This window comes from Stenotrophomonas maltophilia group sp. msm1, assembly GCF_032025805.1.
Lineage (GTDB): Bacteria > Pseudomonadota > Gammaproteobacteria > Xanthomonadales > Xanthomonadaceae > Stenotrophomonas > Stenotrophomonas hibiscicola.
The window spans coordinates 474,105-498,078 of sequence record NZ_JAVSKH010000002.1; the positions used below are offsets into that span (position 1 = coordinate 474,105).

General features: G+C 67.4%; 20 protein-coding genes. 6 read left to right on the forward strand and 14 right to left on the reverse strand.

What is annotated here, in order from left to right; genetic code table 11:
• Positions 1-122 precede the first annotated feature (122 nt).
• Positions 123-572 (forward strand): transposase, encoded by a 450-nt coding sequence (locus tag ROV95_RS09790; protein ID WP_021204348.1) that lies wholly within the window; start codon positions 123-125, stop codon positions 570-572.
• A 108-nt stretch (positions 573-680) separates the two neighbouring features.
• Here the strand turns inward: ROV95_RS09790 and ROV95_RS09795 are convergent, their stop codons facing one another.
• Positions 681-1,598 carry an LpxL/LpxP family Kdo(2)-lipid IV(A) lauroyl/palmitoleoyl acyltransferase gene (locus tag ROV95_RS09795; protein ID WP_058983548.1) on the reverse strand — a complete coding sequence of 306 codons (918 nt, stop codon included), beginning with the start codon at positions 1,596-1,598 and terminating at the stop codon, positions 681-683.
• 60 nt (positions 1,599-1,658) lie between these two features.
• Between ROV95_RS09795 and waaA the strand changes: the two genes are divergently transcribed.
• Together waaA and ROV95_RS09805 are read left to right on the forward strand one after the other, a co-directional pair.
• The gene (waaA, locus tag ROV95_RS09800) at positions 1,659-2,957 is read left to right on the forward strand and encodes a lipid IV(A) 3-deoxy-D-manno-octulosonic acid transferase (protein WP_058983546.1); all 1,299 of its coding nucleotides are present in this window, start codon (positions 1,659-1,661) and stop codon (positions 2,955-2,957) included.
• Positions 2,958-3,182: 225 nt separating this feature from the next.
• Entirely contained in the window at positions 3,183-4,409 is a 1,227-nt protein-coding gene (locus tag ROV95_RS09805; RefSeq protein WP_058983544.1) for a hypothetical protein, read from the forward strand.
• Between the two features lie 66 nt (positions 4,410-4,475).
• On the opposite strand, the gene ROV95_RS09810 is transcribed toward ROV95_RS09805, so the two are convergent.
• The 3 genes from ROV95_RS09810 to ROV95_RS09820 all read right to left on the reverse strand — a co-directional run bounded on the left by ROV95_RS09810 (position 4,476) and on the right by ROV95_RS09820 (position 7,314).
• Positions 4,476-5,834: a TolC family outer membrane protein gene (locus ROV95_RS09810; RefSeq protein WP_005419128.1), complete on the reverse strand. Its 1,359-nt coding sequence runs from the start codon at positions 5,832-5,834 to the stop codon at positions 4,476-4,478.
• A gap of 16 nt (positions 5,835-5,850) precedes the next feature.
• Positions 5,851-6,498, reverse strand: coding sequence for a protein-L-isoaspartate O-methyltransferase (locus tag ROV95_RS09815; protein WP_019662052.1), 648 nt, complete (start codon positions 6,496-6,498; stop codon positions 5,851-5,853).
• Between the two features lie 135 nt (positions 6,499-6,633).
• Positions 6,634-7,314, reverse strand: coding sequence for a TetR/AcrR family transcriptional regulator (locus ROV95_RS09820; RefSeq protein ID WP_019662051.1), 681 nt, complete (start codon positions 7,312-7,314; stop codon positions 6,634-6,636).
• A gap of 117 nt (positions 7,315-7,431) precedes the next feature.
• Between ROV95_RS09820 and ROV95_RS09825 the strand changes: the two genes are divergently transcribed.
• Both ROV95_RS09825 and ROV95_RS09830 read left to right on the forward strand, forming a co-directional pair.
• Positions 7,432-8,562: an efflux RND transporter periplasmic adaptor subunit gene (locus tag ROV95_RS09825; RefSeq protein ID WP_312544181.1), complete on the forward strand. Its 1,131-nt coding sequence runs from the start codon at positions 7,432-7,434 to the stop codon at positions 8,560-8,562.
• Positions 8,563-8,566: 4 nt separating this feature from the next.
• Entirely contained in the window at positions 8,567-11,728 is a 3,162-nt protein-coding gene (locus tag ROV95_RS09830) for an efflux RND transporter permease subunit (protein WP_188250322.1), read from the forward strand.
• Positions 11,729-11,855: 127 nt separating this feature from the next.
• Here ROV95_RS09830 and ROV95_RS09835 read toward each other — a convergent pair whose 3' ends face one another.
• On the reverse strand, positions 11,856-12,761 hold the full coding sequence (locus ROV95_RS09835) for a LysR family transcriptional regulator (RefSeq protein WP_134731357.1): 906 nt from the start codon (positions 12,759-12,761) through the stop codon (positions 11,856-11,858).
• 117 nt (positions 12,762-12,878) lie between these two features.
• Here ROV95_RS09835 and ROV95_RS09840 point away from each other — a divergent pair, with 117 nt between their 5' ends.
• Entirely contained in the window at positions 12,879-13,652 is a 774-nt protein-coding gene (locus ROV95_RS09840) for an SDR family oxidoreductase (RefSeq protein ID WP_019662047.1), read from the forward strand.
• A gap of 107 nt (positions 13,653-13,759) precedes the next feature.
• Here ROV95_RS09840 and leuB read toward each other — a convergent pair whose 3' ends face one another.
• The 9 genes from leuB to ilvC all read right to left on the reverse strand — a co-directional run bounded on the left by leuB (position 13,760) and on the right by ilvC (position 23,414).
• Positions 13,760-14,821 (reverse strand): 3-isopropylmalate dehydrogenase, encoded by a 1,062-nt coding sequence (leuB, locus tag ROV95_RS09845; RefSeq protein WP_021202145.1) that lies wholly within the window; start codon positions 14,819-14,821, stop codon positions 13,760-13,762.
• Complete coding sequence (gene leuD, locus ROV95_RS09850; protein WP_058983536.1) at positions 14,811-15,389, reverse strand: 3-isopropylmalate dehydratase small subunit; 579 nt, start codon at positions 15,387-15,389, stop codon at positions 14,811-14,813. Before leuD ends, leuB begins: the two co-directional genes overlap by 11 nt.
• Positions 15,389-16,807: a 3-isopropylmalate dehydratase large subunit gene (gene leuC / locus ROV95_RS09855; RefSeq protein WP_312544185.1), complete on the reverse strand. Its 1,419-nt coding sequence runs from the start codon at positions 16,805-16,807 to the stop codon at positions 15,389-15,391. Before leuC ends, leuD begins: the two co-directional genes overlap by 1 nt.
• Positions 16,808-16,867: 60 nt before the next feature.
• Entirely contained in the window at positions 16,868-17,647 is a 780-nt protein-coding gene (locus ROV95_RS09860) for a class I SAM-dependent methyltransferase (protein ID WP_233653760.1), read from the reverse strand.
• A 10-nt stretch (positions 17,648-17,657) separates the two neighbouring features.
• Positions 17,658-19,244, reverse strand: coding sequence for a 2-isopropylmalate synthase (locus tag ROV95_RS09865; RefSeq protein ID WP_305098810.1), 1,587 nt, complete (start codon positions 19,242-19,244; stop codon positions 17,658-17,660).
• Complete coding sequence (locus ROV95_RS09870; protein WP_021202140.1) at positions 19,241-20,332, reverse strand: threonine dehydratase; 1,092 nt, start codon at positions 20,330-20,332, stop codon at positions 19,241-19,243. Before ROV95_RS09870 ends, ROV95_RS09865 begins: the two co-directional genes overlap by 4 nt.
• Before the next feature lie 96 nt (positions 20,333-20,428).
• A complete protein-coding gene (locus ROV95_RS09875) occupies positions 20,429-20,680 on the reverse strand; it encodes an ACT domain-containing protein (RefSeq protein WP_005410947.1) in 252 nt (83 codons plus the stop codon).
• Complete coding sequence (gene ilvG / locus ROV95_RS09880; protein ID WP_312544189.1) at positions 20,664-22,400, reverse strand: acetolactate synthase 2 catalytic subunit; 1,737 nt, start codon at positions 22,398-22,400, stop codon at positions 20,664-20,666. Before ilvG ends, ROV95_RS09875 begins: the two co-directional genes overlap by 17 nt.
• Positions 22,401-22,439: 39 nt before the next feature.
• Positions 22,440-23,414 carry a ketol-acid reductoisomerase gene (ilvC, locus tag ROV95_RS09885; RefSeq protein ID WP_164145202.1) on the reverse strand — a complete coding sequence of 325 codons (975 nt, stop codon included), beginning with the start codon at positions 23,412-23,414 and terminating at the stop codon, positions 22,440-22,442.
• Between the last annotated feature and the right edge of the window lie 560 nt (positions 23,415-23,974).

Below are 23,974 nucleotides of genomic sequence, written 5' to 3' on the forward strand. Positions count from 1 at the left end.
GGGACGATCATTGGGCGCATGTCGCCATAGTAGATCCACGCCATGCGTGGATGGGGCTTTCCCGACGCAAATGCGCGCCAACCTCCACTACCCGTGCCTCCCTGTGTATCGCACGCTGGGCCATGGCCAGCCCCAGACTCCGCTACGGTCGGTATTCCCGAACCGGCAACGTGTACTCATTGACCACGGCAACCCTTGGCCGTGAACCGTTGTTCGCCGATGCGGCGAACATGGCGATCCTGATCGACACCCTGCGCTTCGTCGAGCGTAGGGGCTTCAGCCACAGTCTCGCCTGGGTGGTGATGCCTGACCATCTGCACTGGTTGATGGAACTGCGCAGTGGAACCCTGGCCGAGTGCATGGCCCTGCTCAAATCACGCAGCAGCCGACTGCTGAACCGGCGATTGGAGCGACGAGGGGCGCTGTGGCAGCACGGTTACCACGATCATGCCGTACGCAGCGATGAATCCCTTCATGAGAAGGCGATGTACATCCTGGCCAATCCGGTCCGTGCGGGCCTGGCCGGCACGTTGGGTGAGTACCCGCACGCATGGTGCCGTTGGCCGTTGTAGGTGCCGGCACCCGGATGTAGAGCATCCACGCATGGCGTGGATCTACTTCAGAATGCTCCGCGTCATCAAATTCACGCCATGCGTGGACGAAACCCTCCCGCCCCACCGTTATTTGTAGAAATCACTCCGGCCGCCGGGCTGGCGCTTGAAGCGGCGGTGGATCCACAGGTACTGGTCGGGAGCCTCGCGCACCATCGCTTCGATGGCCTGGTTGACCCGCGTGGTATCGGCTTCCACATCCTCGCTGGGAAAGTTCTCCAGCGGCGCGCCGATCTTCAGGAAGTACTTTCCGCCCTCGCGGCGGTGGAAGTACGGAATCACCGCGCAGCCGGTCATGCGCGCCAGCTGGTGGGTGGCCGTAATAGTGGACGCGGTATGGCCGAAGAACGGGACGAACACGGTGTCCTTGCCACGCATGTCCTGGTCCGGCGCATACCAGAGAAAGCCGCCCTTCTTCAGGTGGCGCACGGTCGCGCGGATGTCCTCGTTGGCGAACATCGCCTTGGCATAGCGCAGGCGGCCGAACTTCACCGCCCACTCGTACACCGGGTTCTTGTGCTTGCGGTACATGCCTGAAAGATCGACGTAGTCGCACAGCAGGCGGCCGCACATCTCCAGGGTCATGAAATGGCCGGACACCAGCAGTACGCCGCGGCCTTCGGCCTGCATCCGCCGCAGATGTTCCAGGCCTTCGATCTGCACCTGTGGGCGGATGCGGTCGATGCTGCCCCACCACGCGCGGATGCACTCGAACACGCCCACACCCAGTGCGTCGAAGCTGTCGCGCACCAGGCGCTGGCGCCAGGCTTCGTCCTTTTCCGGGAAACACAGCCGCAGGTTGACTTCGGCGGCGCGACGGCGGCTGCCGAGCAGGCGCCAGCTGATCCAGCCCACGCCACGACCGAGCGCACGCTGCAGCATCCACGGCAGGCGGGCGATGGCGAAGGCGCCGAGCATGGCGGCGAACATCGGCCAGTTGCGGGGATCGCGCAGCGACGGACGGACGGCGGTGGTGGCATCGGACATGGCGCCATTCTACCAACCCGGCAGCGTGTCTTTCCCGGGGGGCTCCCGTATCCTTGCCGCATGCGCAAAGACCCTGCCGAATGGATCCTGCGCGGCCTGTACTCGGCCGTGCTCTACATCCTGCTGCCGATCACCGTGTACCACCTGGTCTGGCGCGGTTTCCGGGTCCGTGAATACTTCCGGCGCTGGGACGAGCGCTATGCCTCGTATCCGCAGCCGACCGGCCAGCCGCGGGTCTGGCTGCATGCGGTCTCGGTGGGCGAAGTCAATGCCGCCGCGCCGCTGGTGAATGCCCTGCGCCAACAGCGTCCGGACATCCGCTGGGTCATCACCACCATCACGCCGACCGGTTCGGAGCGCGTGCGTGCGCTGTGGGGGGACGCGCTGGACCACGTCTATCTGCCGTACGACGTGCCGGGCAGCGTCAACCGCTTCCTCGGCCACTTCCAGCCCAGCCTGGCGCTGATCCTGGAAACCGAGCTGTGGCCGAACATGCTGTTCGGCTGCCGCGACCGCCATATCCCGGTCTATATCCTCAACGCCCGCCTGTCTGCGCGTTCGCTGCGCGGTTACCGGGTGCTGGCGGCGCTGATCCGCCGTGCGCTGCGCACGGTCACCTGCGTGGCCGCGCAGTCGCAGGACGACGCCGCGCGCTTCGTGCAGCTGGGGGCGGCGCGGGAACAGGTGCAGGCCCTGGGCAACCTCAAGTTCGATATCGCCACGCCGGATGTGCAGGGCTTCGTCGAGCAGTTCCACGCCTGCGTGCCCGCCGGGCGCCCGGTGTGGATCGCGGCCAGTACCCATGATGGCGAGGAGCAGGCGGTGATCGACCTGCATCGGCGCCTGCGCCAGCAGCACCCCGACCTGTTGTTGCTGTGGGCGCCGCGGCACCCCGAGCGCTTCCCGAAGGTGGAGGCGCTGGCGCGCGAGCAGGGCTGGAGCGTGGCGACCCGTCGTGCGAAGCAATGGCCCGAGGCCGGCACGGATGTATTCGTCATCGACACCCTGGGCGAGCTGATGCCGTTCTATGCCTGCGCGCAGGTTGCCTTCGTCGGCGGCAGCCTGCAGCCGATCGGTGGCCACAACCTGCTGGAACCGGCGGCAATGGGTACTGCGGCTGTGACCGGCCCCCACCTGCACAACTTCGCCGAGATCTCCCGCCGCATGCGTGAGGCCGGTGCCTTGCTGATCGGCGATGACGTGCAAGCGGTGGGTGACCTGCTGCAGCACCTGCTCCAGGACCCGCAGGCGCGCGAGGACATGGCGCGGGCAGGCTGCACGTTGATCAGCAATGGCCGTGGCGCTTTGCAGCGCACGCTGGCCCTGGTCGCGCCACATCTGCCGCCACCGCGCGGCTGAGTCCACCGGCCGCACAGGCCTGCGCCCAGTCCGTCGACTGACGTGATCGACTGCATCAATTCTGCTTAGCGGGCGGAGTTCTGTCGCGACAGAACCGGGTGCGCGTCGCTGGGCGTGTCTGCGGTCACATCGCGGCGTGCACGGCAAGGATTCTGATACCGCCCTTCGGCGCAGGCTGCCAGCCTGCTGTCGACCGCGCTTGGACGGATATCAAGGGAGCTTGCGATGGATGGGGGCAGCAGGCCGGAGGGCATCGGTGATGCCCGGCCCGGCATGGAGCATCTTGCAGTGGTGGCGCTGACGCTGCTGCTGGGGGGCAATGTGGTCGCGCTGATCGGCCAGCACACGGCGGCCGAGGCTGGGCCGGCCATCGTGCTGAGCCTGTTGCTGGCCGCACTGGGTACGATGCCACTGCTGTATTGCCTGCACGCCCTCAACCAGCAGCTGCCGGCTGTCGATGGCCTGCAGGGAGTGTTGCGTGCGTGCTGGGGCCGGGCATCCGCCGGTGTGCTCGGCGGCGCGCTGTTGTTGGAACTGGTGGCGACCATGGGTGGCGTGGCGCAATCGCTGGCCCGTCATCTGCGTGCACTGCTGGCCTATTGTGGCGTCGAGGCCGACTACGCGGTGCCGGGTCCGCTGATGGCCAGCCTGGCGGTGCTTCTGATTGGTGTGGTCGGGTTGCTGCCGTGGCGACGAATGGTTCTGGTGGCGTGTGCGCTGTTGACGATGAAGATCGGGACCGGCCTGCTGCTGGTGGCGCTGGCAGCCCGTTACATGCACTACGCGCACTGGATTCCCTGGCTGCCGGAGGCGACGGCTCCCTATCGCTTTGGGCTTGGTGGTGTATTGGCGGCGAGCGTGCCGCTGCTGGGTGCGTTCGCCAGCGTGGGCCTGGCGGTTGGATTTCCCGGCTTGGGCGGGCAGGTGAAGGCGCGCCAGTCGCGGCTGCTGGCGGGCATGCTGCTGCTGGCCATGCTGTTGCTGATCGTGGTCGCTGCATTGCAGGCCGGGCTGGTCGAGTTCCCTGCATTGGACAGCACGCGACCGCTGGCGGTAGCCCTGCAACCGCACCCGCAGCTGCAGTGGCTGATGCCGTTGCTGCCGCTGGCCGGCGCGGCCGGATTGGCCGCGCTGCTGCTGGTGCTGCTGCGGGTGGGCCTGTGCTTGGCGATGCAGCTGTGGCCGGCACGGCATGACGAAGCAATCGGCATGCATGTGCGGGCGGTGCCGGTCGCGTTGATTCTGTCAGCGGCGGTGCTGGCTTTCGGCGTGCCCGCGGGCATCCTGCCGGTGCTGCCCGGCCCGGTCGTGCTGGTGGTGATGGCCGCCCTGTGCCTGGCCGTACTGCGCGGGCAGTCACCGTTGGCACGTGGCCTTGCGCTGCTGGCGCCTGTGGCCGCCGGACTGTGCATGCTGGCTGCCATCGGGTGGCTGCGGGCGTGGCCCGGCTGATGGCCGTGCATCGCGCACAAAAAAGCCACCCTCGCGGGTGGCTTTTCGTTGCCGGCAGGCGACGGCTCAGTGCGTCGTCGTTGCCGGATTGCCCGCGTCCTGGGTCAGCAGGCGGTTCACGTCCTGCAGCTCGGCCACGTCCAGTGCGCCCAGCGACTGGCTCAGCAGCAGGCGGTTCTGCAGGAAGGTGTAACGGGCCTGGGCGTAGTCCAGCTGCGCCGAGAACAGGATGCGCTGGTTCTGGATTACATCCAGCACGGTACGGGTGCCGACCTCCAGGCCGACCTGCGAAGCGTCGTACGCGCTCTGCGCCGAGACCACCGCCAAGCGGCGGGCTTCCACTTCGCTGATGCCCTGCACCAGGGTCTGGTAGGCATTGCGGGTATTGCGGTCCAGGGCACGCTTCTGCTGCTCGTAGCCGTCCTGGGCGATGTCACGCTGGGCCAGCGCCTGGCGCACGCCCGACTGGGTGGCACCACCGGAGAAGATCGGCACGCTCAGGGTCAGGCCGATGCTGTTGGTGCGTGCGTCCGGCGACAACGAGCCGGCGCCGGTGCTGTCGCCCCAGGTCGCGCTCTTGCCCCAGCTGCCGCCCAGCGACAGGGTCGGGTAATGGCCACCGCGGGCAGCCTGCACGCCAGCTTCGGCCGCACTGACCTTCAGCTCCTGCGCCTTCAGCGCCGGATTCTGGGTGGTGGCCTGCTGCACCAGCTCATCGATGTTGCCGCGGTTGGCCGGCACTTCCGGGCGGAAGTCCGCCGGCAGGCCACGCAGGTTGGTCACCGGCTGGCCGGTCAGTTCGGTCAGGGCCTGGTAGTTATCGGCCAGGGTGTTCTGCGCAATGATGGTGTTGGCACGCGCCTGGTCGTACTGGGCGCGTGCTTCGTGCACGTCGGTGATCGGCGCCAGGCCCACTTCCAGGCGCTTGTCGGCGAAGTCGAACTGCTTCTTCGCGGCCGCTTCGTTGGTCTGCGCGGCGTTCAGCGATTCGATCGCCACCAGCACGTTGAAGTAGGCCGCCGAGGTGCGCACGATCAGGTTGTCGTTGGCCGATTCGAGGGTGAAGTCCGCCGCCTTGCTCAGCTCACGCTGCGAGCGCAGGTTGTTGATCTGGGTCCAGTTGAACAGCGTCTGGCTGCCGTCGATCGTGTAGGTGCGGCGCTTGTTGGTGAACGAGCCGGAGTTGGCGTCGGCGTTCGGCTCGCTGCGCGTGCGGTTCAGCGCGGCCTGGCCGTTGATCTGCGGCAGCAGGGCGGCACGCGCCTGCACGGCGCCTTCCTTGTCGTACAGCCGGGTCGATTCGGCGGCCGACAGCTGCGGATCGCCGTTGCGGGCCATTTCGTAGACCTGCAGCAGGTCGGCGGCATGGGCGGACAACGGCAGCAGGGCAGTGGCCAGCGCAACAGCGAGGGATCGGCGGATCATTGCGGCTTCCTTGGACTCAGAGGTGGAACTGGGGGGCCGGGGCGGCACCACGCAGGTAATCGATATCGGTCTCGAACAGGGACTCGGAGCTGCCGTCGGCCTTGACCAGCAGGGCCTCCATCGCCGGCGAGCGGCCGTGGATCACGAACAGGCGGCCACCCGGACGCAGCCACGAGGCGAACTGTGACGGCACCACGTCGACCGCACCAGTGACACAGATCACGTCAAAGCGGCGTTCGGTCTGCCAGGACAGGGCATCGGCCACTTCCACGCGGACGTTGCTGCCCAGGCCGGAAGCGTCCAGGCGGGCACGCGCGGCGGCGGCCAGCTCCGGGTCGATTTCCAGGCTCAGCACATCGCGCGCCAGCGCGCCGATGCAGGCGGCCAGGAAGCCGCTGCCGGTGCCGATTTCCAGCACTTCGTCACCCGGCTGCAGGTCCAGCGCCTGCAGGGTACGGCCCTCGATGACCGGCTTCATCATCTTCTGGCCGTGGCCGATCGGCAGTTCGACATCGGCGTAGGCCAGTGCCCGGTGTGCATCGGCGACAAAAGCCTCGCGCGGCAGGCGGGCCAGGACGTCGAGCACCTTGATGTCCAGCACGTCCCAGGGACGGATCTGCTGTTCCACCATCAGTTCGCGGGCGTGGGCGTAATCAATCGTCATGAGGTTCAAATCCAGCGCAGTGGGCCGGCCATTTTACCGGTGCCGGAGGCCGGCGGCGCGCCCAGAGCATCAGCTGCCGGGGGCCGGGGTCGCAGTGCCGGAAGTCATCGCGACCTCCGGTTCGTTCAGTTTTGGTTATTCAGCTGTTCCGGCCCCTCGCGGCGCGTAGGCGCGCAGGAAGAAGTCGATGCTGGCGGTCACGTGGGCAAGAGGGTCGCATTCCACCGGTGACAGTGGCATGCCGCACATCATATGCATGTGCACTTCGCCCTTGACCAGGGTCAGGAACTGCTCGCCAGCCAGCGAATAGTCGGTGATTTCCAGCTCGCCGCGCTCGGCGCGTGCCCGCAGGAAGTCAGCCAGGGCCTCGCAGGTACGTTCCGGTCCTGCCTTCCAGAACAGCTCGCGCAGGCGTTCGTCGGTCTCCGGCGCCATCATCATGCGCTGGATCGAGATCGCCGCGTCGGAGGTGATCAGTTCGAAGAAGGCCAGACCGATGCCGATCAGCTGGTCGCGCAGCGGGCCGTCCGTGTCGGCCACGAACAGGGCATCGGGCAGCATTTCAATGCACTTTGACTGCACGGCCTCGGAGAACAGGGTCTCCTTGTCGCCGAAGTGGCTGTACACGGTCAGCTTCGAGACGCCGGCCTGGGCGGCGATGGTGTCCATGCTCACGCCGGTATACCCCTGTTCGATGAACAGTACCTTGGCTGCTTCAAGGATCGCCGCGCGCTTGCCCAGATCCTTGGGGCGCCCGGGTCCGGCGGCCTTGGCAGCAGGCTTGGCCGACGGCTTGCGGGAAGTGGAAGAACTCATCGCAACAATACTAGACCAAGCGGTTCGATATTTATACTATACCGGCCGGTTTATTAAATTGGGCCGGCAGTCGCGGCTCCCCCTTGTTGCAACCCTGTGTTTTCAGGACGTTGACCGATGAAGATCGTGCGCTGGATGGGCGGTATGGTGTGGGTGGCTGCGCTGGCAGCCTGTTCGGGACAGGAACAGGCGCCGCAGGCGGCCGTGCCGGTACTGGTGGTTCACCCCGGCGAACAGGCCGGACAGGCGCCGGCGGCATTCCCGGGCACGGTGCGTGCCCGCCAGGAAAGCCCGCTGTCGTTCCGCGTCGGAGGCAACCTGGTCAAGCGCCACGTCGATGCCGGCCAGCGGGTGAAGAAGGGCGACGTGCTGGCCGAACTGGACGTGGCTGACTTCGCGCTGCAGGCCCGTGCCTCACAGGCGCAGCTGGCTGCGGCCGAGGCCGACCTGGTGCGTGCCCGCGATGACCTCAAGCGCTACCAGGTGCTGGCCGACCAGCAACTGGTCAGCCGCTCGCAGCTGGACCAGCAGTCCGCGGCGTTCAAGGCCGCGCAGGGCCAGGCCAATGCGGCCCGCGCCAACCTCGATGTGCTGCGCAACCAGGCTGACTACGCGCAGCTGCGCGCGCCGGCCGATGGCGTGATCGCCAGCCGCGAGGCCGAAGCCGGGCAGGTGGTGTCCGCCGGCCAGACCATCTTCAACCTGGCCGCCGATGGCGGCCGCGAAGTGCTGATCGACCTGCCTGAAGCCACCATCCGCGACTACGCGGTCGGCCAGCCGGTCGAGGTGGAACTGTGGAACCGCCCGGGCCAGCGCCTGCCCGGTACGATCCGCGAGATCGCCGCCGCCGCCGATCCGCAGGCACGCACCTATGCCACCCGCGTCAGCCTGGCCGCCGATGCGCTGGCCGATGTCGAACTGGGCCAGAGCGCGCGCGTCTACAGCAGCGCCGGTCGCCACGGTACCCTGCAGCTGCCGCTGGGCGCGCTGCAGCGCGGTGCCAATGGTGCTGCCAGCGTGTGGGTGGTCGATCCGGCCAACAGCACGCTGAAGGCCGCCTCGGTCACCACCGGTGCGTTTGGGAGCGAGACGGTGCCGGTGCTGTCCGGCGTGAACTCGGGTGACTGGGTGGTTGCCGCCGGTGGCCACCTGCTGCGAGCGGGCCAGCCGGTGATCGCCGTGGACCGGCAGAACCGCCCGGTGCTGAAGCCGGCCGCGCCGGCCGCTGCCGCCAAGGCCAGGGAGTAAGCCGGTGCGCCGCTTCAATCTTTCCGAGTGGGCGCTGGCCAACCGCCCGCTGGTGCTGTTCGCGATGCTGGCCTTCGCGCTGATCGGCGCGTGGTCGTACAAGCACCTGGGCCAGTCCGAGGATCCACCATTCACCTTCAAGGCGATGGTGGTGCGCACGCTGTGGCCGGGCGCCACCGCCGAGCAGGTCTCGCGCCAGGTGACCGAGCCGATCGAGAAGGCGCTGATGAACACCGGCGAGTACGAGTTCATCCGCTCCTATTCGCGCCCCGGCGAATCGCAGGTCATCTTCATGGCCCGCGACAGCCTGCGTTCCAGGCAGATCCCGGACCTGTGGTACCAGGTGCGCAAGCGCGTGGGCGACATCCGTGCGACGCTGCCGCGCGAGATCGTCGGCCCGTTCTTCAACGATGAGTTCGGCGACACCTACGGCAACATCTATGCGTTGACCGGCAAGGGCTTCGACTACGCGGTGATGCGCGACTACGCCGACCGCATCCAGCTGGAACTGCAGCGCGTGCCCGATGTCGGCAAGATCGACCTGGTCGGCCTGCAGGACGAGAAGGTCTGGATCGAGCTGTCCAACACCCGCCTGGCCACGCTGGGTGTGTCGATGCAGCAGGTACAGCAGGCGCTGGCCGACCAGAATGCGGTCACCGGCACCAGCTTCTTCGAGACCGCCACCGATCGCGTGCAGCTGCGCGTGACCGGCCAGTTCAACGACATCGAAGCAATCCGCCAGTTCCCGATCCGTGCTGGCGACCGCACCGTGCACCTGGGTGACATCGCCGAGGTCAAGCGCGGCTTCGCCGATCCGGCGTCGCCGAAGATGCGCTTCATGGGCGAAGAGGCGATCGGCCTGGCGGTGGCGATGAAGGATGGCGGTGACATCCTCAAGCTCGGTGCCAACCTTGATGCCGAGTTCCAACGGCTGCAGAAGACCCTGCCGGCCGGCATGCAGCTGCGCAAGGTGTCCGACCAGCCGCAATCGGTGGAAGAGTCGGTCGGCGAGTTCGTGCAGGTGCTGACCGAGGCGGTGGTGATCGTGCTGCTGGTCAGCTTCTTCTCGCTGGGCCTGCGCACCGGCCTGGTGGTGGGCGTCACCATTCCGCTGGTGCTGGCGATGACCTTCTTCGTCATGCACTACTTCGACATCGGCCTGCACAAGATCTCGCTGGGCGCGCTGGTGCTGGCGCTGGGCCTGCTGGTGGACGATGCGATCATCGCGGTGGAGATGATGGCCACCAAGATGGAGCAGGGCTACGACCGCCTGCGCGCGGCCAGTTTCGCCTGGGAATCGACTGCGTTCCCGATGCTGACCGGTACGTTGATCACCGCAGCCGGCTTCCTGCCGATCGCCACGGCGGCATCGAGCACCGGTGAATATACGCGTTCGCTGTTCCAGGTGGTGACCATCGCGCTGGTGGTGTCGTGGATCGCGGCCGTACTGTTCATTCCCTACCTGGGTGACAAGATGCTGCCGGACCTGTTCAATCCGCAGCCGCCCAAGCCGGGCAGCCTGTCCGCGCGCTGGCATGCCAAGCGCCAGCAGTGGGCCGACCGCTACCCGGCGCTGGCCAACCTGATTGCGCCGCCGCAGCATGGGCACGACCATGATCCGTACCAGCGCCCGTTCTATCGCAGCTTCCGCCGCTTCCTCGATACCTGCCTGCGCCATCGCTGGTGGGTGATCGCCGCGACCATCGCCCTGTTCGTGTTCTCGCTGATGATGTTCCGCTTCGTGCCCCAGCAGTTCTTCCCGGACTCGACCCGGCCGGAGCTGATGGTGGACATCGAGCTGGCCGAGGGCGCCTCGCTGCGCTCGACCCAGGCCCAGGCCGAGAAGCTGGAAAAGCTGCTGTCCCACCGCGAGGGCATTGCCAACTACGTGTCCTATGTGGGCACCGGTTCGCCGCGCTTCTATCTGCCGCTGGACCAGCAGCTGCCGGCGACCAACTTCGCCCAGTTCGTGGTGTTGGCCAAGGACATCAAGGCGCGCGAGAGCACCCGCGACTGGCTGCTGCACGAGGTGATCCCGAAGTTCCCGGACGTGCAGATGCGCGTGACCCGCCTGGAGAACGGACCGCCGGTCGGCTATCCGGTGCAGATGCGCATCTCCGGCGAGCACATCGAGAAGGTGCAGGCGATCGCGCGCCAGGTCGAGGCCAAGGTGCGGGAGAACCCGCACGTGATGAACGTCAACCTGGACTGGAGCGAACCGAGCAAGGTGGTGCGCCTGGTGGTCGACCAGGAGCGCGCCCGTGCGCTGGGCGTTAGCAGCGCCCAGGTCAGCCAGTTCCTGTCCAGTTCGTTGGCCGGGCAGTCGGTGAGCGTGTATCGCGAAGGCAATCGCCAGATCGAGATGCTGCTGCGCGGGCCGGCCGATGAGCGCAACCAGCTGGAGCTGCTGTCCAGCCTGTCGATGCCCACCGCCAACGGTGGCAGCATCACGCTGTCGCAGGTGGCGACGATGGAGTACGGCTTCGAGGACGGCATCATCTGGCACCGCAACCGGTTGCCGACGGTGACCGTGCGCGCCGACATCAGTGATGGCATGCAGGCGCTGGACGTGGTTCATCAGATCCTGCCCACACTGGATGGCATCCGTGCCGAGCTGCCCAGTGGTTACCTGCTGGAAACCGGCGGTACCGTGGAGGATTCGGCACGTGGCCAGAACTCGATCAAGGCCGGCATGCCGCTGTTCCTGGTGGTGGTGGCCACGCTGCTGATGCTGCAGCTGCGCAGCTTCTCGCGTGCAGCGATGGTGCTGGTGACCGCGCCGCTGGGCATCATCGGCGCGACCCTGTTCCTGCTGCTGTTCCGGGCGCCGTTCGGCTTCGTCGCGCTGCTGGGCACGATCGCGCTGGCCGGCATGATCATGCGCAACTCGGTGATCCTGATCGACCAGATCCAGCAGGACATCGATGCCGGGCATGACCGCTGGCATTCGATCATCGATGCCACGGTGCGCCGTTTCCGCCCGATCGTGCTGACCGCGCTGGCGGCGGTGCTGGCGATGATTCCGCTGTCGCGCAGCGCGTTCTACGGCTCGATGGCGATCTCGATCATGGGCGGCCTGATCGTCGGTACGGTGCTGACGCTGGTGTTCCTGCCGGCGCTGTATGCGGCGTGGTTCCGGGTGAAGCCGGACGAATCCGGGGCGTAACGCCGACCGGGGTCGGATCCCTTTTCCTCCGGGAAAAGGGTCTGGCCCCACCCATGCCGGTTGGTCCCTTCCCAGGTGGGGGCCAACCTTGGTTGGCACGGATGCCCCATCCACGCATGGCGTGGATCTACTGCAGCTGCAGGCCGGCCCTCAAGACCGGCAGCAGCCATTCGATGAACACCTGAACACGCTGCGCGCGGTGTTGCCGATGCGGTTGCAACAGCGTCACCGGCAAGGGCTGCGCCACGTGCTGTGGCATCACCTCCACCAACGCGCCGGATTGCAGTTCGGCCTGCACGTCGTAGCGCGGAATCTGCAGCAACCCCAACCCCGCCACACAGCATGCAATCGATGCCTCGGCGCTGTTCACACGCACCCAGCCGGGCATCGGCAGCGTGCGCAGTTGGCCGCCGTCCTGCCACTCCCACGATTCCACCCGTGCCGTGGTCGGCGACGCGTAGTTCACCGCGCGGTGCTGCGGCAGGTCGGCAGGATGCTGCGGCACGCCGTGTTCGCGCAGGTAAGCGGGCGCGGCGACGTTGACGAAGTCGAGCTGGCCCAGCGTGCGCGCCACCAGGCTGGAATCGCCCAGTTGACCGACCCGCAGCACCGCATCGCAACCGTCCTCGATCAGGTTTACCGCGCGGTCGGTCATGCCCAGGTCCACTTCCACCTGCGGATACTGCGCGAAGAATTCGGGCAGCGCCGGTGCGATGATGCGGCGGCCGATGCGGCTGGGCACGTCGATCTTCAGCAGACCGACCGGTTGCGCATCGTCTTGACGGAACAGCGATTCGGCGTCCTCGACCTCGGCGATCAGGCGCAGGCAGCGGGCATGGAACACGTCGCCATCATGGGTGGTGGACACCCGGCGGGTCGAGCGCTGCAGCAGGCGGGTGCCAAGCCGCTGTTCGAGCTCGGCCACCGCCGCCGAAACGGTCGAGCGGGGCAGGCCGAGCTGGTCGGCGGCGCGGGTGAAGCTGGCGCACTCCACGACCCGGGTGAAGATGCGGAAGCGATCGATCCGGTCCATTGTTCGCTGGCTCTGGAAAGTTAAGTCAATGTGGCGGGCTTTATCCGCTTTTTCTGCACGATATCGTCGTCAGGGCAGGGTTGCCACCCCGGGTAGCCCCCTCCCGAGACCGAAGCCATGACCGAGCATTCCCTCAAGGGCAAGACCGTGCTGATCGCCGGTGGCGCCAAGAACCTCGGCGGCCTGATCGCCCGCGACTTCGCCGCACAGGGCGCCAAAGCCATCGTCATCCACTACAACAGTGCCGCTACCCAGGCCGATGCAGAAGCGACTGTAGCCGCAGTGCAGGCCGCCGGCAGCAAGGCGGTGGCCCTGCAGGGCGACCTGACCTCGGCGGCAGCGATGGAGCGCTTGTTCGCCGATGCCGTGGCCGCAGTCGGCCGTCCCGACATCGCCATCAATACGGTCGGCAAGGTATTGAAGAAACCGCTGCTGGACATCAGCGAAGCGGAGTACGACGAGATGAGCGCGGTCAACGCCAAGGCGGCGTTCTTCTTCCTCAAGGAAGCCGGCCGCCACGTCAACGACGGTGGTCGCATCTGCACCCTGGTCACCTCATTGCTGGGTGCCTACACGCCGTTCTATTCCAGCTACGCCGGTACCAAGGCGCCAGTCGAGCACTTCACCCGTGCGGCGTCGAAGGAGTTCGGTGAGCGCGGCATCTCGGTGACTGCGATCGGGCCCGGCCCGATGGACACGCCGTTCTTCTACCCGGCCGAGAGTGCCGATGCGCAGGCGTACCACAAGACCGCGGCCGCGCTCTCGGCGTTCACCCGCACCGGGCTGACCGACATCGCCGATATCGTGCCGTGGATCCGCTTCCTGGTCACTGATGGCTGGTGGATGACGGGGCAGACCATCCTGGTCAATGGTGGGTACACCACCAAATAATGCAGCCACGCCTGGCGTGGCTGCCTGCTACCTGTAGAGTCGAGCCATGCTCGACTGCTGTTGCATGAGCCGAGCATGGCTCGGCTCTACAGGTGTTGCCCGATGGGTCAGCGCAGCTTGGCGAGCACGGCGTCGGTGGCAGCGGCGGTACTCACCGCCTGGCCCTTGGCGGCCAGATCGGCGGTGAACACGCCATCGTCCAGCACGGCGTGCACTGCAGCTTCCACCGCCGCAGCCTCGGCTTCCAGCCCCAGCGAATGGCGCAGCAGCATCGCGGCGCTGAAGATCGTCGCGTACGGATTGGCGATGCCCTTGCCGGCGATGTCCGGGGCCGAACCGTGGATCGGTTCGTAGATGCCGACCGCACCCGGCTCACCCAGCGAGGCCGACGGCAGTAGGCCGAGCGAGCCGGCCAGCATCGAGGCTTCGTCGGTGAGGATGTCGCCGAACATGTTCTCGGTGACGATCACGTCGTACTCGCGCGGCTTGGCCAGCAGGTGCATGGCCATCGAATCGACCAGCTGGTGCTCCAGCGCCACCTCCGGGAACTCCTCGCGGCCGATGCGAGCGGCCACGTCACGCCACAGGCGCGAGGTCTCCAGCACGTTGGCCTTGTCCACCGAGGTGACCTTGCCGCGACGCTGCTGCGCCAGGCGGAAGGCACTGCGCAGCACGCGTTCGATCTCGGCCACGGTGTAGCGGCACAGGTCGCTGGCGCTGTCGGCGTCGCGGGTCTTGTCGCCGAAGTAGATGCCACCGGTCAGCTCGCGCACCACCACGAAGTCCACGCCCTGCAGCAGCTCGGCCTTGATCGGCGAGGCGTGCAGCGCGGCTTCATGGGTACGCACCGGGCGCAGGTTGGCATACAGGCCCAGTGCCTTGCGGATTGCCAGCAGGCCCTGTTCCGGACGCACCTTGGCGTTCGGGTCGGACCACTTCGGGCCGCCGACCGCGCCCAGCAGCACCGCGTTGGCGGCCTGGCAGGCTTCCAGGGTCGACGCCGGCAGCGGTTCACCGTGGCGGTCGATGGCAACGCCACCGATGTCGTGCTCGCTGAAGGTGAAGGTGTGGTTGAAGCGCTCGGCGACGGCCTTCAGGACGGCCACTGCCGCGGCGGCCACTTCCGGGCCGATGCCATCACCGGGCAGGACAACAATTTCAGCGTGCATGCTCACTCTCGTAACGTTCGATTTCAGGGACACGGCCCAACAGATACCCCAACTGGTCGACGCCTTCCAGCAGGCAGGTCTGCGAGAAGCCATCCAGCGGGAAGGAATAGACGCGGCCATCGGGCGTGCGCAGTTCGCGCGCAGCCACGTCGATGGTCAGCTCATCGTCCGGGCGCTGCATCAGCGCCTGCACGTCGGCCTCGTCCAGCACGATCGGCAGCAGGCCGTTCTTCAGCGCGTTGCCGCGGAAGATATCGGCGATCTCGCTGCTGACGATGGCACGCAGGCCCAGGTCGGTCAGCGCCCACGGCGCATGTTCGCGCGAAGAACCGCAGCCGAAGTTGCGGCCCGCCAGCAGGATGCTGCGGCCGGCGTTGTGCGGCTGGTTGAAGGCGAAGTCGGCCACCGGCGAACCATCAGCCTGCCAGCGCCAGTCATTGAACGCGTTGCGGCCCAGGCCGGCACGCTCGGTGGTGGACAGGAACCGTGCCGGGATGATCTGGTCGGTGTCAATGTTGGTCTGGCGCAGCACCACGCTGGCCGAGGTCAGGGTACGGAAACCGGCCATCACGCCACCTCCTGTGCGAACAGTTCGCGGGTATCGGCCACGTGCCCGTTGACCGCGGCCCACGCCGCGCTCATCGGCGAAGCCAGCAGGGTGCGCGAACCGGGGCCTTGGCGGCCCTCGAAATTGCGGTTGCTGGTGCTCACGGCCAGCTGGCCGGGCGCGACCAGATCGCCGTTCATGGCGATGCACATCGAACAGCCCGGCTCGCGCCACTCGGCTCCGGCAGCGCGCACGATCTCGTGGATGCCCTCGGCCTCGGCCTCGCGCTTGACGATCTCCGAACCTGGCACCACCAGCATGCGCACCCGCTCAGCGACACGGCGGCCGCGCAGCACCTGCGCGACCTCGCGCATGTCACTCAGGCGGCCGTTGGTGCACGAACCGACGAACACCACGTCCACCGGCGTGCCGGCCAGTGCCTTGCCGGCCTGGAAGTGCATGTAGTCCAGGCCTTTCTGTGCGGCGGCATCGTTGGCGGCGGGAATCGGCGCATCCACCGCGATGGCGGTGCCCGGATGCGTGCCCCAGGTCAGGGTCGGGCGGATGTCGGTGGCGTCGATGTGCACTTCGCTGTCGAAGCGTGCACCCTCATCACTGCGCAGCTGCTGCCAGCGCGCCACCGCGGCCTCGAAGTCGGCGCCCTTGGGGCCGCGCGGCGTGTTGGCGACGAAGTCGAAGGTGACCTGGTCCGGCGCCACCATGCCGGCGCGTGCACCGGCCTCGATCGACATGTTGCACAGGGTCATGCGCTGTTCCATGTCCATCGCTTCGATGGTGCTGCCACGGAACTCGATCACATGGCCGGTGCCGCCGTTGACGCCGATCACGCCGATGATGTGCAGCACCACGTCCTTGGCGCCGACGCCGGGCGCCAGCGGGCCATCGACGGTGATCGCAAAGGTCTTCGCCTTGCGCTGAAGCAGGCACTGCGTGGCCAGCACATGGCCGACTTCGCTGGTGCCGATGCCGAACGCCAGCGAACCGAAGGCCCCGTGGGTGGATGTGTGGCTGTCACCGCAGACGATGGTCATGCCCGGCTGGGTGAAGCCCTGTTCCGGCGCGATCACGTGGACGATGCCGCGATTGTCCGAGGCCATGTCGAACAGCTCGATGCCGTGCTCGGCGCAGTTGCGTGCCAGCGTGGCGACCTGTGCCTCGGAGGCGGCGCTGGCATAGGGTAGCGTGCCGTCCGCGGCGGCCGGCAGGGTCGGCGTGGAGTGGTCCATCGTCGCCTTGGTGCGGTCCGGGCGGCGCGGCGACAGGCCGCGCTCGCGCAGCTCGGTGAACGCCTGCGGCGAGGTCACCTCGTGGATCAGGTGCAGGTCGATGTACAGCACGGCGGGCGCGCTGTCGGATTCGGGAACCACCACGTGGGCGTCCCACAGTTTGTCGTACAGGGTGCGGGGAGCGGAAGTCATGCGTATGCCTGGCAGAAGTACGAAATAGCGAACATCAGTAAAGAAGGCGGAACGGTCAAGTCAGCGACGGCGGGCGAGCACGCGCAGCCGCACATAGTCCGCCAGCGGCTGGCCGGCGGCGTTGCGCGGCAGCTCGGCCAGCAGCGCGCTCGCGGCCTCGCGCACCGTAGCGCGTGCCTCGGCTGGCAGGTCGTCCAGCAGCGGCGCGGCGAACACGCGCAGCCAGCCGGCCACGCCGGTCGGCAATGCCGTTGGGCGCGGCGTGCACTCGATCAGTTGCACCTGGAAGCCATGCTGGCGCAGGCGGTCGGCGTAGGTATCGGCCGTCGGGAAATACCACTGGAAGGTGCTGGCGCCATGGCCGTGGGCCACGCGCGAGGCCTGTACCGCCGCGATGATCGTGGCCACGTTGCCATGGCCACCGAATTCGGCGACAAAGCGGCCGCCGGGGCGCAGGGCGCGGCGCACGCCTTCCAGCACGCGGTCGGGAGTGCCCATCCAATGCAGTGCCGCGTTGCTGAACACTGCATCGAACTCGCTGTCGAACGACAGTGCGTGGCCGTCCATCACCTGGGCATCGACACCGCGCGCGCGGGCGGCGATCACCAGTTCCGGCGAGGCATCCACGCCGTGGATGCGCGCACCGCTCAGCGCCAGTTCGGTGCTGAGCACACCATCGCCACAGCCCAGGTCGAGGATGCGTTCACCCGCGCGCGGGTCGAGCAGGCGCGAGACCGCGCCGCCGAGCAGAGGCACGAAGCCGGCATCGATCGCATAGTCCTGGGCATTCCACTGCTGGCCAGCGGCGCTGGCCGGGGTGGGGGTGTCGAAGGCGCTCATGGCGGGTTCCTCAGGCGGTGGCGGGGGTGGGAACGTCGGTGCTGCTGTGGGCGGCGGCCTGGCGCTGGCGCAGCAGACGATTGGCAACATCCAGCCAGGCCAGCGCGGAGGCTTCGATGATGTCCTTGCTGGTGCCGGTGCCGTCGTACTCCACGCCCTCGTGGCGCACGCTCAGGTTGGCTTCGCCACGCGCATCCGCGCCGATGCCGACGCTGTGCACGTGGTAGCTGTCCAGCATCAGCTGCACGCCGGTGGCGGCCGACAGCGCGCCGAACAGCGCATCGACCGGGCCGTCGCCCTGTGCGGTTTCGGCCACGCGGTTGCCGTCCGGGTCGGACAGTTCGACCAGCGCGTTGGCGCGGCTGCCCACATCGCTGATGGTCATCGAGGCCAAGCGGTAGCCCTGTGCATTGGAGCCGCCCTGCATCAGCGTCTGCAGGTCGGCATCGGTGACCACGCGCTGCTGCTCGCACAGGCCCTTGAACTGCTCGAATACCAGCTTCAGTTCGTCTTCGTCCAGCCAGAAACCCAGCGCGCGCAGGCGCGCTTCAACAGCGGCGCGACCGCTGTGGCGGCCCAGCACCATCTGCGAATCCTCCCAGCCCACGTCTTCCGGACGCATGATTTCGTAGGTGCCGCGATGGCGCAGCATGCCGTGCTGGTGGATGCCCGATTCGTGGGCGAACGCGTTGGCGCCGACGATGGCCTTGTTGCGCTGTACCGGCATGCCGACCAGGCGCTGCAGCAACTGCGAGGTGCCGACGATGCGCGGGGTGTTGATCGAACTGTCCTGCTCGTAGAAGGCCTGGCGCACCTTCAGCACCATCGCGATCTCTTCCAGCGAGCAGTTGCCGGCGCGCTCGCCGATGCCGTTGACGGTGCACTCGACCTGGCGCGCGCCACCTTCGATGGCGGCCAGCGAGTTGGCCACGGCCAGGCCCAGGTCGTTGTGGCAGTGCGCGCTGAAGATCACATTGGCGGCGTTCGGAACGTCGGCCACGCCGGCGATGACCTGCTGGAACATCGCGCGGATTTCTTCCGGCGTGGTGAAGCCGACGGTGTCGGGCAGGTTGATGGTGGTGGCGCCGGCGGCAATGGCCACGCGCGAGACTTCGATCAGGTAGTCCAGCTCGGTGCGGGTGGCATCCTCGGCCGAGAATTCGACATCGTCGATGTACGAGCGTGCCAGCGATACATGCTTGCGTACCGATTCCAGTACCTGCTCGCGGGTCATCCGCAGCTTGTGTTCGCGGTGCAGCGGGCTGGTCGACAGGAACACGTGCAGGCGCGGGTTGGCCGCGGCTTCCAGTGCACGTGCCGAGGTCTCGATATCGGCCTGCAGGCAGCGCGACAGCACCGCCAGGCTCAGGCTCGGTCGGCGCAGTTCGCGGCCGATCAGTGCCATCGCCTCGCGGTCGGACTGCGAGCTGGCCGGGAAGCCGGTTTCGATGATGTCCACACCCAGTTCGTCCAGCGCACGCGCCATCACCAGCTTCTGCGGCGGGCTCATGCTGCAGCCGGGGGACTGCTCGCCGTCACGCAGGGTGGTGTCGAAGATGCGGATGCGCGGGGTGGTAATTCGTTCGATGGTGGTCACAGGGAAATCTCCTCGACAGCGGGCGTTGCGGCTTGCAGGTGGGAAGGGGAAGAGGTGGGGGAGGACGGCGCGCTGGCCCTGGCGGGCGAGCGGGGTGTTTCGCTGCGCCGTCGCCGCGGTTTGCGCGGCGGGCGCGGCCGGATGTCGGTGAGCAGGCCGGCCAGCACGCCGGCATCGATGTTGCCGCCGGACACCACCGCGCACTTGCGGCGGCCGGCGACGCGGCGGCCGGCAGCCAGCGCCAGCGCGCCGGCGCCCTCGGCGATGATGTGTTCTTCCAGCGCCAGCCGCACCAGGGTTTCGCGCAGCTCGGCTTCGCGCACGATCACCACGTCGTCCAGCAGCGAGGTGCACAGGCGGCGGGTCAGGAAGCCGGGGATCTTCACTCGCACGCCATCGGCCAGCGAGGCGACGGGGGCGATCTCTCGGACATCGCCACGGATCGCGCGCGCCATCGAATCAACGCCTTCTACCTGTGCACCAACCACGCGCACGCCCTGTGATTTCAGCGCCAGGGCTACGCCGGAGGCCAGTCCACCGCCGCCGATCGGCACGATCACCACGTCAGGGGCATGCGCGGCCAGTTCGATGCCGACCGTGCCCTGGCCGGCGATCACGTCGGCATCATCGAACGCGGACAGGAAGCGGTAGCCGTGGCGCCGCGCCAGTTCGACCGCGAAGGCGTAGGCCTCGTCGTAGCTGTTGCCGTGCTGGCGCACGGTGGCGCCCCAATGGGCGACGCCGGCGATCTTGGTCGCCGGCGCGCCATGCGGCATCACCGTGATCGCCGGCACGTCCAACCGATAGGCCGCCCACGCAACGCCCTGGGCGTGGTTGCCGGCCGAAGCGCAGATCACCGGGCGGGTGTCGCCGCGCTCGCGACCGGCCAGCAGCGCGTTCAACGCGCCGCGCACCTTGTAGGAACCGGTGCGCTGCAGGTTCTCCAGCTTCAGCCAGGTACCGAAGCGCTCGGCATGGTGCAGCGGGGTGGGCGGCAGGAAGCGGCGCAGGCGGGCCTGCGCTGCCAGAACGTCGGCAACGCTTACGTCGCCGACATCGCTTTCCTGGCTGGCATCAGCGGCCGGCATGGGCCACCAGCGCGGTGCCGAAGACCGCCGCATGCGGGCACGGGCGGCGAAGAAGACGCCTCCGTACCGGCACCGTGGTCGCTACGGTACGGGTGTTCATGGCGATACTCCTTCCACGGCGGTGACCTGTACGGACACGCAGTCGTAGATCTTCTCGATCTGCCGGCACAGCGTTTCCGCCGGGCGCTGGCCATCCACGACCAGCTGCAGGTGCCAGCGGCCATCGTCGGCAGCTACCGGCGCGCCGCTGATCGCACGCGGCGCGAAGCCGCGACGTTCGGCCATGCCGATCACGCGCAGCAGCGCGCCTTCGGCCGGGTGCAGCACCAGGTCAAGCCGGTATTGCATTGGGGGTCTCCTGGCGGGCATGGGCGGGGTTGCTTTCCAGCATCGTGCTGTTGGCGGTGTTCGGCGGCACCAGCGGCCACACGTTGGCGCGTGCATCGATGGCCACGTGCAGCAGGGCCGGGCCCGGCTCGGCCAGCAGCGCGGCCAGGCCGCCTTCCACGTCGTCGCGGTTGTCGATGCGGGTGGCGGCGATGCCGAACACCTGCGCCAGTGCCACGAAGTCCGGGTTGTCGGACAGGTCGATCTCGCTGTAACGCTCGGCGAAAAACAGCTCCTGCCACTGCCGCACCATGCCCAGCGAACTGTTGTCCAGCAGCACGATCTTCACCGGCAGGCGGCAGCGGGCGATGGTCGCCAGCTCCTGCACGTTCATCATGAAGCTGCCATCGCCGGACACCAGCACCACGGTGCGGTCGGGGCAGGCAAACTGCGCACCCATCGCCGCCGGCAGGCCGAAGCCCATGGTGCCCAGCGCGCCGCTGGTCAGGTGGTTGCGCGGGTGGTTGAAGCGGCAGTGCTGGGCCACCCACATCTGGTGCTGGCCGACATCGCAGGCGATCACCGCATCGGCCGGGGCCAGCTCGCTCAGGCGCTTCAGCAACGCCGGTGCGTAGATGTGCTGGCCCGGTGCGTCGTAGCGTGCGGCGAAGCGATCGCGATGCTGCGCACAGCGCTTGCGCCACGCCTCCTGGTGGGCCTTGGGGGAGGGGAAGGCCGCACGCAGGGCGCGGATGGCGTGACCGACGTTGCCAGGCACGGCGACATCGGCGCTGCGCAGCTTGGAGATCTCGTAGGCGTCCGCATCGATGTGGACCACACGGGCGAACGGGGCGAACTCGGCCAGCTTGCCGGTGGCACGGTCGTCGAAACGCGCCCCCAGCACCAGCAGCAGGTCGCTTTCCTGCACCGCCATGTTGGCCGCGCGAGTGCCGTGCATGCCCAGCATGCCCAGCGACTGCGGATGGCTGGCCGGCAGGGCACCCAGGCCGCGCAGGGTCATCACGGTGGGGATGGCACTGGCCTCGACGAAGTCGCGCAGGTCCTGCACGGCATCGCCCAGCGCGATGCCGCCACCGGCGTAGACCACCGGCTTCTCGGCTGCGGCCAGCGCGGCGATGGCCTCGGCGATGGCGGCCTCGGCCGGCGCCGGCGGCGGTTCGACGCTGCTGGGCACATGCGCCGGCAGATGGCTGGCATCGGCCAACTGCACATCCTTGGGCAGGTCGATCAGCACCGGGCCGGGGCGACCCTCACGGGCAATGCGGAACGCATCGGCCACCACGCGCGGCAGGTCATCGACGCTGCGCACCAGCCAGCTGTGCTTGACGATCGGCATCGTCAGGCCGAACACATCCAGTTCCTGGAAGGCGTCGGTGCCCAGCAGCGGCGTGCCGACCTGGCCGGTGATGCAGACCATCGGTACCGAATCGAGCATCGCATCGGCAATGCCGGTGACCAGGTTCGAGGCGCCCGGGCCGGATGTGGCCACGCAGACGCCGACCTGGTTGCTGGCGCGGGCGAAGCCGTTGGCGGCCAGCGCCGCGCCCTGCTCATGGCGTACCAGGATGTGCTTCAGCGACGAATCCACCAGCGCGTCGTAGAACGGCATGATGGTGCCACCTGGATAGCCGAACAGCGTGCGGACGCCTTCGGCCTCCAGCGCCTGGGTCAGCCAGCGCGCGCCGTTGGGCGGCACGCTGCGATGTGTCGAAGAGTTCATGGGGGAACCTTGCAAAGCGGGTGGGGGAGGGCCGCGCGTTTACGCGGCCTGTCCTTGCAACCAGACCATCTTGGCGCGCAGTTCCTTGCCCACCTTCTCGATCGGGTGCTCCAGGTCGGCCTGCTTGAACCTGTTGTAGTTCGGCAGGCCCGCTTCGTACTCGGCCACCCAGTTCTTGGTGAAGGTGCCGTCCTGGATGTCCTTCAGTACTTCCTTCATGCGTTCCTTGGTGCCGGCATCGATCACACGCGGGCCGCTGACGTAGTCGCCGTACTGCGCGGTCTCGGAGATGAATTCCAGCATGCGCGAGATGCCACCTTCGTAGAACAGGTCCACGATCAGCTTCAGTTCGTGCAGCACTTCGTAATAGGCGATTTCCGGCTGGTAACCGGCTTCCACCAGGGTCTCGAAGCCCGCCTGCACCAGCGCCGAAGCGCCACCGCACAGCACCGCCTGCTCGCCGAACAGATCAGTTTCGGTCTCTTCCTTGAAGGTGGTCTGGATCAGGTTGGCGCGGGCGCCACCCAGGCCGGCTGCATAGGCGAGTGCGTACTCGGCGGCCTTGCCGCTTTTGTCCTGGTAGACCGCCCAGATGCACGGCACGCCGCGGCCGATTTCATATTCACGACGGACCAGCGCGCCCGGGCCCTTCGGTGCGACCAGCACCACGTCGAGGTCGTCGCGCGGCTTGATCATGTCGAAATGAACGTTCAGGCCGTGCGCGAACAACAGCACCGCACCCTGCTTCATGTTCGGTGCCAGCACGTCGTCGTACAGCTTCTTCTGCACCATGTCCGGGGTCAGCACGGCGACCAGGTCGGCGTCCTTCACTGCATCGGCAGGCGCCTTGACGGCGAAGCCATCGGCCTGCGCCTTCACCTCGGTCGGGCCGCCCGGACGCAGGCCTACCACCACGTCGAAGCCGGATTCGCGCAGGTTCAGTGCGTGGGCGCGGCCCTGGCTGCCGTAGCCGATGACGGCGATCTTGGTCTGGGGCAGGTCGTTGGTGCTCATGGGGGAGGTTCCTTGCGGTGGGAAGAAAAAAGAACGGCCGGTCGTCGAAGGTGACGTGCCGGCCGGTCAGGGGAAAGCGGTGGAGGAGGCGCTGCGCATCGCACAGCCACAGCCACCACGAGGCGTGGTGGTGGTCTGGGGCCGGGCGTTGCACTGAGCGTTGGTCATGGTGGTTGCGTCTGAAACCAGGTCCTGAAATGAAAAAACCCGCACCGGGGCGGGTGCGGGTTTTGATGAGTTCCGGTGTGTTTGTTGCTTACACGCTGGCTCGTCCCGCACCTGGTGGCTGGGTAATAAGTACGAGCACAAGAATCGAACGCAGCGAGGCGGCGCCGGTGTCGGCGGCTTCAATGTGGGATCGCAGTGGCGTGTTGTGATGCAACATGTGATCGAGAGAAACACAGCCGTTTTGGCGGTGTCAACCCTCGCGACGGTTTTTTTATCGCTTTCCAGTGAATCCAGCGCAATCGCTTGCGGCACAAGGATGGTTGCTGCTGAAAGTGTTTCGGTGAACCCGAATTCACTCCTTTCTGGGCGGTTTTTGCGCGGAATCCGTTGGA